This window comes from Sphingomonas sp., assembly GCF_965200135.1.
GTDB lineage: Bacteria > Pseudomonadota > Alphaproteobacteria > Sphingomonadales > Sphingomonadaceae > Sphingomonas.
Map to the genome: position 1 here is coordinate 278,581 of NZ_CBDATK010000004.1, position 14,768 is coordinate 293,348.

The window sequence follows — 14,768 nt, forward strand, 5'->3', positions numbered from 1 at the left end:
TCGCTCATGAAGGCGATCCTTGTCACTTCCGAACGGGCACTTGCGTTTCTTGCGGCGCAACGGCTGCCGCCTTCGCCGCAGAATTATGCGCTGAGCTTCGCTTACTGCGGTGATACGCACCTCGCACTTGGCAAGGTGATCGCGGCGATCATCGACGGGGGTGTGCGGATCACGCAGGCCGAGGCGGATGCGCTGCACGAGACGTTCCTCGGCCGCGCCGGCCCGCTTCCAACGACGCCGCGCGACGCGGGTGCTGATACCTTGCGGCATCAGACGCTGCGTCTCGCGGATCTTGCCGCGTCGGCGACGGCGGTTACAGGTGAGTTCAGCCGCGAGCTGGCAGGGTGCATCGACGATGTTGCGCGTGTTGATCCGACGACGTTGCTGGAGCTGCTGGCGGCGACGCTCGAGCGTTCGCAGCGATCCGAGCGCGAGCTTGCCACGACCACCATGCAGGTCGATCAGCTGCGCCAAAAACTAGAGGAAGCGCAGGACGACGCCGAGCGCGACGCGCTGACCGGCCTGCCGAACCGCCGCGGGATCCAGACGCATCTCTCGCGTATTGCTCCGGACGATACCGGGCACATCGTCGCGATCTGCGACATCGATCGCTTTAAATCGTACAACGATCGCTATGGCCATGCCGTTGGTGATCGCGTCCTTAAAGCCGTCGCGACCAGCCTGGCGGAATCGCTGGCCGGACATTTCGTCGGGCGGTGGGGCGGCGAGGAATTCATGGTCGTGGCCAAGTGTGATGTGGATTCCGCCGTGACCTTGCTGGGGACGGCGAAGGACGCGCTCGGCGATCGCCATTTCAAGCTGCGCGAAACGGACGAGCCGATGGGCCGCATCAGCTATTCTGCCGGCGTGGCGGCTCTGTGCGGGACAACACACGCGATGGCAATCGAGGAGGCGGACGCCGCGCTTTACCGCGCCAAGGAAGCCGGGCGGAACTGCGTGATAGCTGCCTGAGGCAGCTTCGCGCGCGACCTGTGGTCCCCCGACAGCCCGTCGCGTCGCGCACCGTTTTCTTGCGCGAGCCCGCATCCGGGTCGCGCGAAACGAGTCGCTATGCGCTCCGGCCCAGCATCTCTGCCTCAGGCAGCGCGGGCGCCAGCCATTCCTTGAAGCCGGGGCGGGTCATCAGAACGCCTTGCATGTCACGCACGCCTATGGCCCGCAGCGACTCATACTCTGCCAGCGTCTCGATCCCCTCCGCCCCACCGTAATGCCCATCCGATTGCACATGGCGATCAGCCTTCCACGATCATGCGACGAGGCAGGCTGGCGTCGATGCCGCGCACCATCTTCAGCTTGATGATGTCGGTCTTCAGTCGTGCCAGTAGCGAGAGGCCGGCATTTCCTGCGCCGAGGTCGTCGAGCGCCGTGGCGAAGCCCAGGCGACGATAGGTGTCGATGATATTGGCGACATGCGAGATGTCGACCATCTCCTCGCTTTCGGCAAATTCAAGCTCGGCTCGTTAGAGCGGGGTAGGGTCGCCGAACTTCTTAGCTGAGCGAAAGTGACCGGCGTTCCGATTGGAGCAGCCGGTCACCTCGGCTTTCACGCTAGCGTGCGCACCTTCGGCTCTCGATCCCAGTACCGCCGCTTAGCCGCTTCGGGGAATGCGGCGAGATCGGTCACGCCCTCGTCAGCCTCGACCCCCGCCTTATCCAGCAGCGGCTTGGCCTCGGCGTTGGCACCGATCGCCTTGAGATGACCGAAGCCATCCATCACCCACTGCACCGCCGCGCCTTCCTTGACGAGCTTGGCGCAAGCATCCGCCGAAAGGATCAACGCGCAGGCATCGACCGTCACCGATGGTTGCCCGAACAGTTGCGCATCGGCGGCTACGGCGGAGCCGTCCGACAGCGGCACCTTGCCGACCTTGGGCGCGATGATCTTGGCCACGCCCTTTGCCTTGGCGATCGCGCTCGTCAGCGCGTTGAGCGCTGCCGCATCGGTGCCGTCGGCGATCAGGATGCCGACCGTCTTGCCCTCCAGCGTATGCTTCTCCAGCGGCCCGCGGATGATCCGTAACGCCGGCGACGGGTCCATGTCGATGACTGGGGCCGCGGTCGCGGAAGCGGGCGGCAGGTCCATCGCCAGTCCATCGGCGACACGGCCGGCCAGGCCCTCGTCGACGTTGCGCAGGTTCGCGACCATCGCCAGGCGGATGTGCTCCAGCGAGACCTTGCTCAGCTCGAACACCAGCGCCGAGGCGATGTGCGACTGCTCGGCCGGGTCCATCGACCGGAAGAACAGCCGCGCCTGGCTGTAATGGTCGGCGAAGCTCTCCGGCCGGACCCGCAGCTTCTGGCCCTCCTCCTCGGACGGGAAGGTCTTGTATCCGCCCTCCGGGTCCTCGCGATAACCGGCCGGCTCGCCCGCCTTGGCGAGGCTGTTGGGCTCGTAATTCGCGCGGCCCTTGGGCACCTGCATCTGCATGTGGCCGTCACGCTGCTGGTTCAGGAACGGACAGCCGCTCGCGGTGCCCTTCGCCTGATTGATCGGCAGCTGGTGGAAGTTGACGGAGCCGAGCCGCGACAGCTGCGTGTCGGTGTAGGAGAACAGCCGACCCTGCAGGAGCGGATCGTTCGAAAAACCGATGCCGGGCACGACATGGCTCGGCACGAACGCCGCCTGCTCGGTCTCCGCGAAGAAATTGTCCGGATAGCGGTCGAGCACCATCTTGCCGACGATCCGTACCGGCAGCACCTCCTCCGGAATGATCTTGGTGGCGTCGAGGACGTCATAGGGCTGGCTGTCGGCGAACGCCTCGTCGAACAACTGCACGCCAAGGTCCCACTCGGGATAGTCGCCGCGCGCGATGCGCTCGAACAGGTCGCGGCGCTGGAAATCCGGGTCGGCGCCGGCGATCTTCACCGTCTCGTCCCAGATCGTCGAGGCGAGGCCCGCCTTGGGCTTCCAGTGGAACTTGACGAAGGTGCTCTTCCCCTCCTTCGAAACGAACCGGAAGGTGTGAACGCCGAACCCCTCCATGTTGGCAAAGGTGCGCGGCAGCGTCCGGTCCGACATCGCCCACATGATCATGTGAGTCGATTCGGGCATCAGGCTGATGAAGTCCCAGAAGGTGTCATGCGCGGTCGCGGCCTGCGGATAGCCTCGGTCCGCCTCCATCTTGGCGGCGTGGATCAGGTCGGGGAACTTGATCGCGTCCTGGATGAAGAACACCGGGATGTTGTTGCCGACCAGGTCCCAATTGCCCTCACGCGTGTAGAATTTGACGGCGAACCCGCGCACGTCGCGCGGCGTGTCGACCGACCCGGCGCCGCCCGCGACCGTCGAGAAGCGGGTGAACACCTCCGTGCGCTGGCCCTTTTTCTGGAACAGGTCGGCGCAGGTGATGTCCGCGAGGCTTTCGGTGCACTCGAAATAGCCATGCGCGGCGGAGCCGCGGGCATGGACGATCCGCTCCGGGATGCGCTCATGGTCGAAATGATTGATCTTCTCTCGGTAGACCTCGTCCTCCAGCAGCACCGGGCCGCGCGCGCCGGCCTTCAGCTGGTTCTGGTTGTCGCTAATCGGCGTACCGTGGTTCGTGGTGAGAACCGGATGATCGTCATCGGCGATCTGGTGGGTTTCGCCGCCGCCGCGATGCGTGGACTGAAGGGCGGGATCTGCTTCGGCCATGGGTAATCCTCTATTTCATAATATTGCTGCTCCAACGAACGGCGTGCACGGCCGGGTGCGGGAAAACAGGCTGATTTCGCGCAACCGACGGAGAGCCAGGTCGCTGGTGCCAATGCGGATGAAGAGGCGGCTGAGCCCGAGCGCACCTAACGACTAACGATCATGCCACCGATCGTTGCTACAGTGCAGCGATGCGTGGGCCAAAGGCGTAGGTAGCTCGGGCCGCCTTACCAGACCTGCGTCGTGCGGCGAATCCGCGCTTTCCGTTACTGCTTGCCTTGCGCTGCGATCAGCCCGTCATATTGAGCGGCAGCACTGAGCTGCCCCCTTCTGAGTGGTCCATCGACTATGACAGTCTGGACCGAGGAAGTGACGACGAAAGCCTGCCAGGAAGCACAAGCCCGAGGAGATTATCGGGAAGCTGCGTGAAGTTGAGATCGTGCTGGGCCAGGGCGGGACGACGGCCGAGGCATGCGGGCGGATCGCGGTCAGCGAGCAGACCTACTATCGTTGGCGCAAGGAGTATGGCGGCCTGAAGACAGATCAGGCTCGCCGGATGAAGGACCTGGAGAAGGAGAACCTGCGGCTGCGGCGTGCGATCTCGGACCTGACGCTGACAAGCTGATCTTGCAGGAGGCGGCACGGGGAAACTTCTGAGCCCCGCACGGCGTCGGCGCTGCATCGACCAGGTGAAAGAGGTGCTGGACCGTATCCGAGCGACGCGTGTGCCGCGTTCTTGGCCAGCACCGGTCGACGCAGCGCAAGGTGCCGTGCGGGGCAGACGACGAACGAGCGTTGACGGAAGACGTCGTCGCGTTGGCCGGGCAGTACGGGCGCTACGGCTATCGCCGGGTGACCGCTCTGCTGCACGCGGCGGGGTGGTCGGCGAACCACAAACGGGTGGAACGGATCTGGCGGCGCGAGGGCCTGAAGGTGCCGCAGCGGCAGCCGAAACGCGGCCGGCTATGGCTAAACGACGGCTCGTCCGTTCGGCTGCGGCCCGAATATCCGGGGCATGTCTGGGCATACGACTTCGTCGAGGAACGCACCCACGACGGGCGCAAGTTCCGCATCCTCACCATCATCGACGAGGCCAGTCGCGAGTGCCTGGCGCTGGTCGTGTCACGCCAGCTCCGCCACGAAGACGTGCTGGCAGCTCTGGCCGAGCTGTTCATCGCGCGAGGTCCGCCCGCGCACATCAGATCGGATAACGGCAGCGAGTTCATCGCCACCGCGGTTCAGACCTGGCTCGGCCAGATCGGCGTGAGAACGCTCTACATCGCGCCGCGGTCACCTTGGGAGAACGGTTATAACGAGAGCTTCAACGGTTCGCTTCGCGACGAACTGCTCAACGGTGAGATCTTCTACAGCCTCGCCGAGGCCAAGGTGCTGATCGAGGCATGGCGGCGCCACTACAACACCGTCCGGCCACACAGCAGCCTGGGTTACCGGCCGCCCGCACCAGAAGCGGTGGAGACGACAATGCACTAACGATCCACCCGGACCACCCGGTGGGGGCCGCTCAACGGGCGATCCGACGCCGCCGGGATCAACGCCCTGGCAGCCCTATGCGCTGGACGAACGGGCGACGATGGTCTTCGACACGACCAGCCGGATCGAACGCGATCCCCGCTCGTGGCAGCGGGGGTTGTTTGCGCCTTATCCCTACTCGCAACCGGGCACCTGACCGTGAAGACATCGCCGACCGGGCGTCCGTCCGGCTTCGCCAATCCCGACCGCCTCGGCCCGCCGGGGCCGCTCACCGGGATCGGCGTGCTCGATCTCAGCGCCTATATCGCCGGCCCCTACGGCTGTTCGCTGCTGGCCGACCAGGGCGCCGACGTCATCAAGGTCGAGCCGCCCGGCGGCGACAACCTGCGTGCCTATCCGTCTACCCTCGACGGTAAGAACCGCGCGTTTCTGGGGGTCAACCGCAGCAAGCGGGGCATGGTGCTCGACCTCAAGGATCGGACGAAACGGCAGGTGCTGCTCGATCTGGTGGTCGAGGCGGACGTTCTGGTGCACAATTTCCGGCCGGGCGTCGCGGAGCGGCTCGGGATCGATCACGACCGGCTGGCGGCGCTCAACCCCCGCCTGATCTACTGTGTCGTATCCGGCTATGGCGAGGATGGGCCGATGCGCGGCAAGGCCGGGTACGATCAGGTGCTGCAGGCGTTCACCGGCATGTGCGTGCTGCAGGGCAAACCGCCGTTACCGGAGCTGACCTATGGCTCGCCGGTCGATTATTATGCGGCGGCGCTGGTCGCCGCCGGCGTCGCCTCCGCCCTGTTCGAGCGCGAGCGGAGTAAGGTCGGTCAATATGTCGGCGTGTCGCTGTTGCGGAGCGCGCTGGCGATGCAGTCGGCTCGGATGGTTCAAGCGCAGGGGGAGGCGAACGACATCGCGCGCGACATGCGATCCGGCGGCATCACCGGGCTGCACCCCACCGCCGACGGCTACCTGTACCTGTCGGCCAATACCGCACATTTCTGGAAGGCGTTGTGCGAGCGCACGGGATTGTGCCACCTCGCCAACGATTCCCGGTATGATTCGGTTCGCAAGCGTGCAGCGCGTTCCGACGAGCTCTTGCCGGTTCTGCGCCAAGCCTTGTTGAGTCGCACGGCGGTCGAATGGGAGGGTCTGCTCGGCGATGTCGTACCATGCTCGGCGGTACGACCGATCGACGACATGTTCGACCATCCGCAGGTTCGCGCCGAAAACATCGTCCGCTCGATCGCCCATCCCAAGCTGGGCAGCTACCGGGGCGTCGCCCACGCCATCAAATATTCGCGGACTCCGGGCCCTGATTCGTTCGCGGCACCGACGATCGAGGAAAACGAGTGATCCATTCGTCCGTCGCTTTCAACGACAGCTAGCTCTGCACTGGCGTTCGAACGTGTTCGAGGAACCGTCGTCAACCGCAACGGCCTGCGTCGGGGCGATGCGCCTAGGGCGGACGGACCGTCTACGAACACCGCAAGGACCTCGCCACCGTCGCCCAGTTCGTCGCGGGCCCAGGCGAGTCTTTCGTCCGCATCCATCGCGGGCTGGTCGTTCAGGTCGACGCCATCCGCAAGGTGGCTGTCGAGCGTTCGGGCGACTTCACCGTCGGCCTTGCGAGCGGGGCGACGGTGCGGGGCAGCAGGCGCGACCGCGACAATCCAAGGCGCTGGTCCGGTAGGATCGCCACCTGTCCAGGCCCACGGGCGTTCATGCACGGTATGACGATGTTTTTCACCGCCGACACCCATTTCGGGGACCACCGCACGATCAACATCCAGCGGCGGCCGTTCGCGAGCGCCGCAGAGATGGACGACGTTCTTGTCGAGCGCTGGAACGCGGCGGTCGGGCCGGACGATGTCGTCTGGCACCTTGGCGACGTCGCCAGGCGACCGGGCGACGTGCCGGCCCTCCTCGCCCGGCTATGCGGCACCAAGCACCTACTGCGCGGAAACAACGATCCCGACGCAACGCTCGAGGCGCCCGGCTGGGCGAGCGTCGGTGACTATGCGGAAATCGAGGCGGACGACCGACGACTGGTCCTGTGCCACTACCCGTTCCGCAGCTGGAACGGGCAGCACAAGGGCGCGCTGAACCTGCACGGGCATAGCCATGGCCGCCTCAAGCCGATACCGCGGCAGTTCGATGTCGGGGTGGACGTGCACGGCTTCGCCCCGGTGACCCTCGACGACCTGCTGGCCGCCCGCACCGTGCGTGCCGCTGCGCTGTCCCCGAAACCCGACCGCTGAGCATGCCGAAGCGATGTGCGGGCATCCTGCTCCACCGCCGCTGGGCGGGAGCCGCCGAGCAGCTTGGCGTGGCCCTGACCGGCGATCTGCTCCCGCGCGGCGAGGTGAGGCAGGGCGGCGGCAAGCACGTCGTCGCCCTCGCGGCGGAGATCGACCTGGCGGTCGCGGATGTCGCCAGCAACGTCATCGACGTAGCAATGGGGTCCGTCGCCAAGCCGCGAACATCCCGAAATAATGATATAAATCAGGCCGTATCCTGCTCCGCCGGAGCGCTTCTGCAGCCCGGATCGTTGAGCATGCCGAGGAATATCCGTCCCGATGCGCGATCGTATCCTGATCACCGGCGCGAGCGTCGCCGGCACCACCGCTGCTTGGTGGCTGGGACGCGCCGGCCTCGACGTCACCGTGGTCGAGCGGACGCCCGGCTTTCGTGACGGCGGCCAGAACATCGACGTGCGCGGTGTCGGCCGCGAGGTTTTGCGCCGGATAGGTCTCGAGCAGGCGGCGTTGGATCACGGCACCGAGGGTACGGCCTGGTCGAGGAGGACGGCCAGGTCGCCGCACAGTTCCTCACCGCCGATACGGGTGCGGACGGACCGACCGCCGAGATGGCAATCCTGCGCGGCGACCTGGCCCGGCTGCGCCTACTTCACCATCCCGCGCGAGGCCGACGATGACCGGCTGTGGCGCTGGTACAATGCGCCGGGCGGTCGCAGCGTGTCGCTCCGGCCCGATCGGCATGGCACCGCCCGAGCCATGCTCTCGGTGCAGCAGCCGCCCGGCGGCGAGCAGGACTGGGACGCCGATCGCCGGAAAGCGTGGCTGCGCGAGCGCTTCGCCGATGCGGGTTGGCAGACCGGACGCGTGCTCGACGGCATGGCGACGACCGACGACTTCTACTTCGATGTCCTACGTCAGGTGCGGATGCCGCGCTGGTCCAACGGCCGGGTGGCGCTGAAACCCTATCGCTTGCAGGGATAGGACCATTGAAGGCAAGGCGACCGGCTTCTGCCTGTGTGCGGAAGACGCTGGTGGATTGCGTCGAATGCCCGAGCGTCTGGTCGAGGCGGCCCGCCGCGATTTAATTGAGGTCGCGGTCGAACCCGCAGGCATCCCGTCGTCGACACGACAGGGTTCCGTTCTTGACAATGACGAGGTGCGCCAGCGGTCTGACCGCTCGCGGCTAGGCGCGATCCTGCCGGTGCCATCATCGGGCGTGCCGATGTCACTGTCAGCTTGTGCGAGTGACAATGGCCGCTGGTGGGTCCGCCGGGGCTCGAACCCGGGACCTCTCGATTAAAAGTCGCTTGCTCTACCGACTGAGCTACGGACCCATCAGCGGGTCTTCGCGCCTATTCACCGGCCGCGATGCGGTCAACCGGTGCTGGAGATGGCGGACGGTAAGTCCGTCGGCCGGATCGCGCCAGCCGGGCGCGATGGCGAGCAGCGGATCAAGGACGAAGCGGCGCTCGCGATACGCGGGATGCGGCACCGTCAGGCCGGGCGAGCGCCACACGCCGACCGACCACAGGATCAGGTCGAGGTCGATCGCGCGCGCCCCCCAGCGTCGCCCGCGCCGACGCCCGAAATCGCGCTCGATGCCCTTGAGTCTGACGAGCATCGCCGGCGGCGCGAGGTCGCTTTCGACCAGCACCGCCGCGTTGGCGAAGCGCCGCGTCGACGGGCCGAGCGGCGCGCTCGCCACGATCGGCGAGGTGGCGACGACGCCGTCGAGCCGTGCGATCGCGGCCGCGACCGCCTGCGCCGGGCTGCCGTGGCGGCTGCGGCGGTTGGCGCCGAGCGCGACGAGATAGGTTGTGGTGCCCACGCCGCCTCCCTACCGCACCGCGATGCCCGCCGCATCGTCGCCGTTCCCCGCCACCGAGCCGCCGCACGATTGCCCGCTATGCCCGCGCCTCGTGGCGTTCCGCGACGCGCTGCGCGTCGAGCATCCAAGCTGGTGGAACGCGCCGGTGCCGGCGTGGGGCGACCCGGCGGCGTGGCTGGCGGTGGTCGGGCTGGCGCCGGGCAAGCATGGCGCGAACCGGACCGGGCGGCCGTTCACCGGCGATTTCGCCGGCGAGCTGCTCTACGCGACACTGCTGCGCCATCGGCTCGCGACCGGCACCTATGCCGCCGATCTGGCGGACGGGCTGACGCTGACCGGATCGGTGATCGTCAATGCGGTGCGCTGCCTGCCGCCGGAGAACAAGCCGACCCCCGCCGAGATCGCGACCTGTCGCCCGTTCCTGGAGGCGCCGCTCGCCGCCCTGACCGACGTGCGCGTGCTGGTCGCGCTGGGCAAGATCGCGCATGACTCGGTGTGCCGCACGTTCGGGCTGAAGCTGAGCGCGGCGAAGTTCGGGCACCTTGCGGAACATCGGCTGCCCGACGGGCGTCTGCTGATCGATAGCTACCACTGCTCGCGCTACAACCAGAACACCGGCAAGCTGACGACGGCCATGTTCGACGCGGTGTTCGCGCGGGCGATCAAGCTGAAGGAGACGGAATGTGGCGCGTAACAAGGCAACGGTGATCGGTGCGGGCGTCGCGCTGGCGGGGGCGGGGCTGGCGGCCTTTTCGCACTGGGCGGGACGGCGCGCCGAGCGGCAGGTCCCGGCGGACGGACGATTCGTCGAGGTCGACGGCGCCCGGCTCCACTATGTCGACATCGGCGCCAATGATGTTGGGGGACCGCCGATCGTGCTGGTGCACGGACTTGGCGGCCAGCTCCGCAACTTCACCTATGCGCTGACCGAGCGGCTGTCCGCGCATCACCGGCTGATCGTCATCGACCGGCCACGTTCGGGCTATTCGACCGTGCTGGCGGGCGTCGAGCCGGGGCTGAAGGCGCAGGCCGACCTGATCGCCGGCGCGATCCGTGAGCTGGGCATCGAGAAGCCGTTGCTGGTCGGTCATTCGCTGGGCGGCGCGATCAGCCTATCGCTGGCGCTCGATCATCCGGGGCTGGTCAGCGGCTTGGCACTGATCGCGCCGCTGACGCAGCCGCAGACCGAGGTGCCGGCCGCGTTCAAGGGGTTGGCGGCGGGCGGGGCGTCGAAGGTGGCACGCACGCTGATCGCCAATCTGGTCGCCGTGCCGATGGGGGCACTGACCGGGACGCGGACGACGGCAGCCGTGTTCGCGCCCGAGCCGGTGCCCGACGATTTCGGCATCAGGGGCGGCGGCGTGCTCGCGCTGCGGCCGGGTAACGTCTACGCCGCGATCTTCGAGATGCAGGCGGCGGCGGACGAGCTGACGGGCATCGCCGCGCGCTATGGCGAGCTGACGCTGCCGGTCTCGATTCTCTATGGGCGCGAGGACAACATCCTCGACTTTCACACCAACGGCGAGACCACCGCCGCGCAGATCGCGCGCGCGCGGCTGGAGCTGACCGCCGGCGGCCACATGCTGCCGGTGACGCAGCCCGACCTGACCGCGCGCTTTGTCGCCAAGGCCGCGACGGCGCGCTAGATGTCCTGCACCAGCCGCCCGTACAGCTCCGGGCGGCGGTCGCGAAAGAAGCCGAAGGCGGCACGGTGACGCCTGACGCGGTCGAGGTCGATCGTGGCCATGATGACGCCCTCCTCCTCGCGGTCGAGTTCCGCCAGGATGTCGCCGCGCTCGTCGGCGATGAAGCTGGTGCCGTAGAAGGTCTGGCCGTGTTCGATCCCAACCCGGTTGGCGGCGACGATCGGCACGACGTTGGACACCGCATGCCCGACCATCGCGCGCCGCCACAGCCGCGCCGTATCGAGGCTGGTGTCGTGCGGCTCCGACCCGATCGCGGTGGGGTAGAACAGTATCTCCGCGCCCATCAGCATCATCGCGCGCGCGGTTTCGGGATACCATTGGTCCCAGCAGACGCCGACGCCGAGCGTAGTTCCCGCAATGTCCTTGCCGCCGGGCCAGACCTTGAACCCGGTGTTGCCGGGGCGGAAATAGAACTTTTCCTCATAGCCCGGCCCGTCCGGGATATGGCTCTTGCGATAGACGCCCTGCACCTCGCCGTCCGGGCCGATCATCGCGAGGCTGTTGTAGTGGTGCGGCCCGTCCGCCTCGAAGAAGCTGGTCGGAATCGTGACGTGCAACGCCTCGGCGAGCGCCTGCATCGCCAGCACCGCCTTGTGCTCGCCGACCGGCTTGGCGTTCGCGAACATCCCCTCGTCCTCGACGCGGCAGAAATACTCGCCCTCGAACAGCTCCGGCGGCAGGATCACCTGCGCGCCTCGCGCCGCGGCCTCGTGGACCAGCCGCGAGACATGCGCGATGTTGCGGTCGAGGTCGGGCGTAAAGCCGAGTTGCAGGGCGGCGACGGTGATCTGGGTCATGCGCGGCTACATAGTGTCGTTCGCGTTGCGCGACAGCCTGTGCGTGTCACCGTTCCGGCGAAGTAGCCTACCGCCGGCCCACCACAAGCCCCCAACCGCGCCTCGCCAGCAGGATAGCCATCCGCAGCATTTCGCGCAGCGTCATCGTGCGGTCGGCTGCCTTGTCCCAGATCTCGCCGCCAGTCAGTACGATCACCAGCGCGGCAACGGCGAGAACCCGATGCCGACCCCGACGAAGCGTAAGGCGAACGGAACGCCGGGGGCGACCCGCACCTGTAGCGTCGGCTCCTTCACCCCGGCACCTGCTGCGAGATGCAGTGGAAGCTCCCCCCGCCGGTCAGGATCGCGTCCGCGCGCAGGCCGATCGCGTCGCGACCGGGGAACAGCGCGCCGATCGCGGCCACGGCGGTGGCGTCGTTGGGGGTGCCATAGGTCGGGACCACCACGGCCGCGTTGCCGATGTAGAAGTTCATATAGCTCGCAGGCACGATCTGCTCGTCGCGCAGGACGCGGCCCGCCGACGGCACCGTCACCACCTGCAGCCCGGCCGCCTCCGCATCGCGGCGCGCGTGTTGATAGACCTGCCAGTTGGGATCGTTCTCCGCCGCCTCCGGCACCGCCAGCACGCCGGGCGCTACGAAGCGTGCGAGGTTGTCGACATGGCCGTCGGTGTGGTCGTTGAGCAGTCCTTCGCCGAGCCACACCACCTGCGTGTAGCCCAGGTCGGCGGCGAGCCGCGTCTCGATCTCCGCCTTGGCCATCAACCCGTTGCGGTTGGGGTTGAGCAGGCATTGTTCGGTGGTGACGACGGTCCCTGTCCCGTCGCCGTCAAGCGCGCCGCCCTCCAGCACCCAGTCCGCGCCGAACGCCGTCAGCCCGCGCCCGCGCGCCAGCCGCGCGCCGACCGTGTCGTCGCCGGGCAGGTCGTATTTGCCGCCCCAGCCGTTAAAGCGGAACAGCCGCGCGGTGCCGTCGCCGCCGACGATCGGGCCGGTGTCGCGCAACCAGATATCGCCGAACGGCTCCACCACCACCTGCGCGAACGGGGCCATCGCCGTGGCCGCGATCCCGGCCTCGGCGTCGGCGGCGACCAGCAGCACGCGCTCGCCGCGCCCGTCGGCATGGACCGCGCGAGCAAAGGCGACGACCTCCTCACGCGCGGGCTCCAAGTCGTCCGCCCACAGCTCGGCGTGGCTTGGAAAGCCGATCCAGACGGCCGCGTGCGGCGCCCATTCGGGGTGGGGCGGGCGGGTCGGCACGGCGTCAGCGCTCCGCCCGGCTGCGGTCGCGGACGCCGCGGAACTCGGCGGTCGGGTACCAGTTCGGCCACAGCCCCGGCGTGTCGGCGAGCTTGCGCCCGAGCCCGTAATAGATCCGCAGGTCCTCGACCGCGCCGGTCCAGTCCCAGCCCGGGTCATATTCGTCCTGCGGCTTGTGATAGCGGTGCGCGGTATAATCCTCCGCCGCCGCATGGCCCGCCGCGATTCCGCCGACGCGCAGGTCCTGTCCCGAGCCGCCGTCGAGCATCGGCACGCCCAGTCGCGCGAACGAGAAATGGTCGGACCGGTAATAGCCGCCGCGCTCCGGGTTGGGCTCCGCGCCGACGACGCGGTCCTGCGCCAGGATGAAGGGGCGGGCCAGGTCTTCGATCTCGGACTTGCCGGCGCCGGTCAGGACGAAGTCGCGGGCGCGCCCGGCGACGTTGAGGACATCCATGTTGACCCCGCCGACGGTGCGGGCGAGCGGAAACACCGGATGTTCGGCATAATAACGCGAGCCGAGCAGCCCCGATTCCTCCGCCGTCACCGCCAGGAACGCGATCGAGCGCTGCGCCGGCCCGGCCTTGGCATGCGCCTCCGCCAGCGCGACCAGCCCCGCGACGCCGCTGGCGTTGTCGAGCGCGCCGTTGCAGATGTCGTCTCCGTCGACGGCGTCGCACCGGCCCAGGTGATCCCAATGCGCGGTGTAGAGCACCGTATCCTGCGGCGTCGACGTGCCCGGCAGCACGCCGATCACGTTCTTCGACATCGAACGGCGGACCGCGTTCGTGAAGCCCGTCGACATGGCGACGCCGAGCGGCACCGCCTTGAACCCGCGCTGCGCGGCGGCGGTGCTCAGGCGATCGAAGTCCTGACCCGCGCTCGCGAACAGCTCCTTCGCCTTGGCGAGCTGCATCCAGCCGATCACCTGGCTCTGGTCCAGATGGCCGCCGGTCTCGTCCAGTTCGTATTGCGGACCGGTCCAGCTCGACTGCACCACCGCCCAGGGATAGGCGGCGGGTTCGGTATCATGGACGATGATCGCCGCCGCCGCGCCATGCTTCGCGGCATTCTCGAACTTGTAGGGCCAGCGCCCGTACCATGTCATCGCCCGACCCTCGAACGGGCCCGCACGCGTCCCGGAGGCAGGGGTGCGCCAGTCGGCATCGTTGACCAGGATCACCACCGTCTTGCCGCGCACGTCGACGCCGGCATAATCGTCCCACCGCTGCTCGGGCGCGGTGATGCCATAGCCGACGAACACCACGGGCGAGTCCGCGACCGCGATCGACGGCGTGACGCGATAGGTGGCTGCGACCATGTCGGTCCGATACGCCATCGTCACGGGGGCACGGCCGCCGGTGAAGGTGAGCGGTCGGACGGCCTGCGCGGTCAGCTCCACCATCGGCACGTCCTGCGTCCAGCCGCCGGCGTTGCCGGGTTGAAGGCCCGCCGCCTTGAAGCGCTCGATGATGTAGGCGACCGTCTTCGCCTCCGCCGGCGTGGTCGGCGCGCGGCCCTCATAGGCGTCGGACGACAGCTCGCGCGTCACCGACCGCAGCGTGTCGACCGAGATGGCGGGCGCCGTCTGGGCGAGCACGGGGGCTGCGGTGGCGAGAAACAGGAGGGCGGGCAGGCGGGACATGCGGTCACTCCGGAACGATGCGCGAGGGTGTGCCGCAGCGCCGGGACACGCGCAAGCGGGTGGGTCGGAGTTGTCGGCACACCGGATTGATCCCCACCCCAAGCACGATTAGCCTCGCCGCAAGGGGAG

13 protein-coding genes, 1 tRNA gene and 2 pseudogenes are annotated in these 14,768 nt (G+C 67.8%); 8 read left to right on the plus strand and 8 right to left on the minus strand.

Features of this window, described 5'->3' with window-relative positions; all coding sequences use genetic code 11:
• Positions 1 to 6: 6 nt before the first annotated feature.
• Entirely contained in the window at positions 7 to 972 is a 966-nt protein-coding gene (locus ACOFKS_RS03515) for a GGDEF domain-containing protein (RefSeq protein ID WP_419807858.1), read from the plus strand.
• A 281-nt stretch (positions 973 to 1,253) separates the two neighbouring features.
• Here the strand turns inward: ACOFKS_RS03515 and ACOFKS_RS03520 are convergent, their stop codons facing one another.
• Together ACOFKS_RS03520 and ACOFKS_RS03525 are read right to left on the minus strand one after the other, a co-directional pair.
• The gene (locus tag ACOFKS_RS03520; protein WP_419807859.1) at positions 1,254 to 1,448 is read right to left on the minus strand and encodes an EAL domain-containing protein; all 195 of its coding nucleotides are present in this window, start codon (positions 1,446 to 1,448) and stop codon (positions 1,254 to 1,256) included.
• A 116-nt stretch (positions 1,449 to 1,564) separates the two neighbouring features.
• A complete protein-coding gene (locus tag ACOFKS_RS03525) occupies positions 1,565 to 3,655 on the minus strand; it encodes a catalase (RefSeq protein ID WP_419807860.1) in 2,091 nt (696 codons plus the stop codon).
• 409 nt (positions 3,656 to 4,064) lie between these two features.
• Here ACOFKS_RS03525 and ACOFKS_RS03530 point away from each other — a divergent pair.
• From ACOFKS_RS03530 to ACOFKS_RS03550, 5 genes and pseudogenes are all read left to right on the plus strand, one after another.
• A pseudogene (locus tag ACOFKS_RS03530) lies at positions 4,065 to 5,146 on the plus strand (IS3 family transposase).
• Positions 5,147 to 5,344: 198 nt separating this feature from the next.
• Positions 5,345 to 6,499, plus strand: coding sequence for a CaiB/BaiF CoA transferase family protein (locus ACOFKS_RS03535; protein WP_419807861.1), 1,155 nt, complete (start codon positions 5,345 to 5,347; stop codon positions 6,497 to 6,499).
• Between the two features lie 182 nt (positions 6,500 to 6,681).
• Positions 6,682 to 6,798, plus strand: a pseudogene (locus ACOFKS_RS03540) (hypothetical protein); the annotation flags it as partial.
• A 78-nt stretch (positions 6,799 to 6,876) separates the two neighbouring features.
• On the plus strand, positions 6,877 to 7,404 hold the full coding sequence (locus ACOFKS_RS03545) for a metallophosphoesterase (RefSeq protein ID WP_419807862.1): 528 nt from the start codon (positions 6,877 to 6,879) through the stop codon (positions 7,402 to 7,404).
• Between the two features lie 318 nt (positions 7,405 to 7,722).
• Complete coding sequence (locus ACOFKS_RS03550) at positions 7,723 to 8,385, plus strand: FAD-dependent monooxygenase (RefSeq protein ID WP_419807863.1); 663 nt, start codon at positions 7,723 to 7,725, stop codon at positions 8,383 to 8,385.
• A gap of 277 nt (positions 8,386 to 8,662) precedes the next feature.
• Here the strand turns inward: ACOFKS_RS03550 and ACOFKS_RS03555 are convergent.
• Both ACOFKS_RS03555 and folK read right to left on the minus strand, forming a co-directional pair.
• A tRNA-Lys gene (locus tag ACOFKS_RS03555) sits at positions 8,663 to 8,738 on the minus strand.
• The gene (folK, locus tag ACOFKS_RS03560; protein WP_419807864.1) at positions 8,729 to 9,232 is read right to left on the minus strand and encodes a 2-amino-4-hydroxy-6-hydroxymethyldihydropteridine diphosphokinase; all 504 of its coding nucleotides are present in this window, start codon (positions 9,230 to 9,232) and stop codon (positions 8,729 to 8,731) included. Before folK ends, ACOFKS_RS03555 begins: the two co-directional genes overlap by 10 nt.
• A gap of 22 nt (positions 9,233 to 9,254) precedes the next feature.
• On the opposite strand from folK, the gene ACOFKS_RS03565 reads away from it, so the two are divergent.
• Both ACOFKS_RS03565 and ACOFKS_RS03570 read left to right on the plus strand, forming a co-directional pair.
• Entirely contained in the window at positions 9,255 to 9,926 is a 672-nt protein-coding gene (locus ACOFKS_RS03565) for a uracil-DNA glycosylase (RefSeq protein WP_419807865.1), read from the plus strand.
• Entirely contained in the window at positions 9,916 to 10,878 is a 963-nt protein-coding gene (locus ACOFKS_RS03570; protein ID WP_419807866.1) for an alpha/beta fold hydrolase, read from the plus strand. The genes ACOFKS_RS03565 and ACOFKS_RS03570 overlap by 11 nt, the downstream gene beginning before the upstream one ends.
• Here the strand turns inward: ACOFKS_RS03570 and aguB are convergent.
• From aguB to ACOFKS_RS03590, 4 genes are all read right to left on the minus strand, one after another.
• Positions 10,875 to 11,735: an N-carbamoylputrescine amidase gene (aguB, locus tag ACOFKS_RS03575; protein ID WP_419807867.1), complete on the minus strand. Its 861-nt coding sequence runs from the start codon at positions 11,733 to 11,735 to the stop codon at positions 10,875 to 10,877. The two genes, ACOFKS_RS03570 and aguB, sit on opposite strands and share 4 nt — an antisense overlap.
• 67 nt (positions 11,736 to 11,802) lie before the next feature.
• Entirely contained in the window at positions 11,803 to 11,931 is a 129-nt protein-coding gene (locus ACOFKS_RS03580) for a hypothetical protein (RefSeq protein ID WP_419807868.1), read from the minus strand.
• A gap of 94 nt (positions 11,932 to 12,025) precedes the next feature.
• Positions 12,026 to 12,994: an agmatine deiminase family protein gene (locus ACOFKS_RS03585; RefSeq protein WP_419807869.1), complete on the minus strand. Its 969-nt coding sequence runs from the start codon at positions 12,992 to 12,994 to the stop codon at positions 12,026 to 12,028.
• Between the two features lie 4 nt (positions 12,995 to 12,998).
• The gene (locus ACOFKS_RS03590) at positions 12,999 to 14,639 is read right to left on the minus strand and encodes a M28 family peptidase (protein WP_419807870.1); all 1,641 of its coding nucleotides are present in this window, start codon (positions 14,637 to 14,639) and stop codon (positions 12,999 to 13,001) included.
• Positions 14,640 to 14,768 lie beyond the last annotated feature (129 nt).

Coding starts and splice junctions, on each gene's coding strand:
- ACOFKS_RS03525 (WP_419807860.1), bottom strand. CDS start 3,655: ATGGCCGAAGCAGATCCCGCCCTTCAGTCCACGCATCGCGGCGGCGGC.
- ACOFKS_RS03520 (WP_419807859.1), bottom strand. CDS start 1,448: ATGGTCGACATCTCGCATGTCGCCAATATCATCGACACCTATCGTCGC.
- aguB (WP_419807867.1), bottom strand. CDS start 11,735: ATGACCCAGATCACCGTCGCCGCCCTGCAACTCGGCTTTACGCCCGAC.
- ACOFKS_RS03545 (WP_419807862.1), top strand. CDS start 6,877: ATGACGATGTTTTTCACCGCCGACACCCATTTCGGGGACCACCGCACG.
- ACOFKS_RS03565 (WP_419807865.1), top strand. CDS start 9,255: ATGCCCGCCGCATCGTCGCCGTTCCCCGCCACCGAGCCGCCGCACGAT.
- ACOFKS_RS03515 (WP_419807858.1), top strand. CDS start 7: ATGAAGGCGATCCTTGTCACTTCCGAACGGGCACTTGCGTTTCTTGCG.
- ACOFKS_RS03550 (WP_419807863.1), top strand. CDS start 7,723: ATGCGCGATCGTATCCTGATCACCGGCGCGAGCGTCGCCGGCACCACC.
- ACOFKS_RS03590 (WP_419807870.1), bottom strand. CDS start 14,639: ATGTCCCGCCTGCCCGCCCTCCTGTTTCTCGCCACCGCAGCCCCCGTG.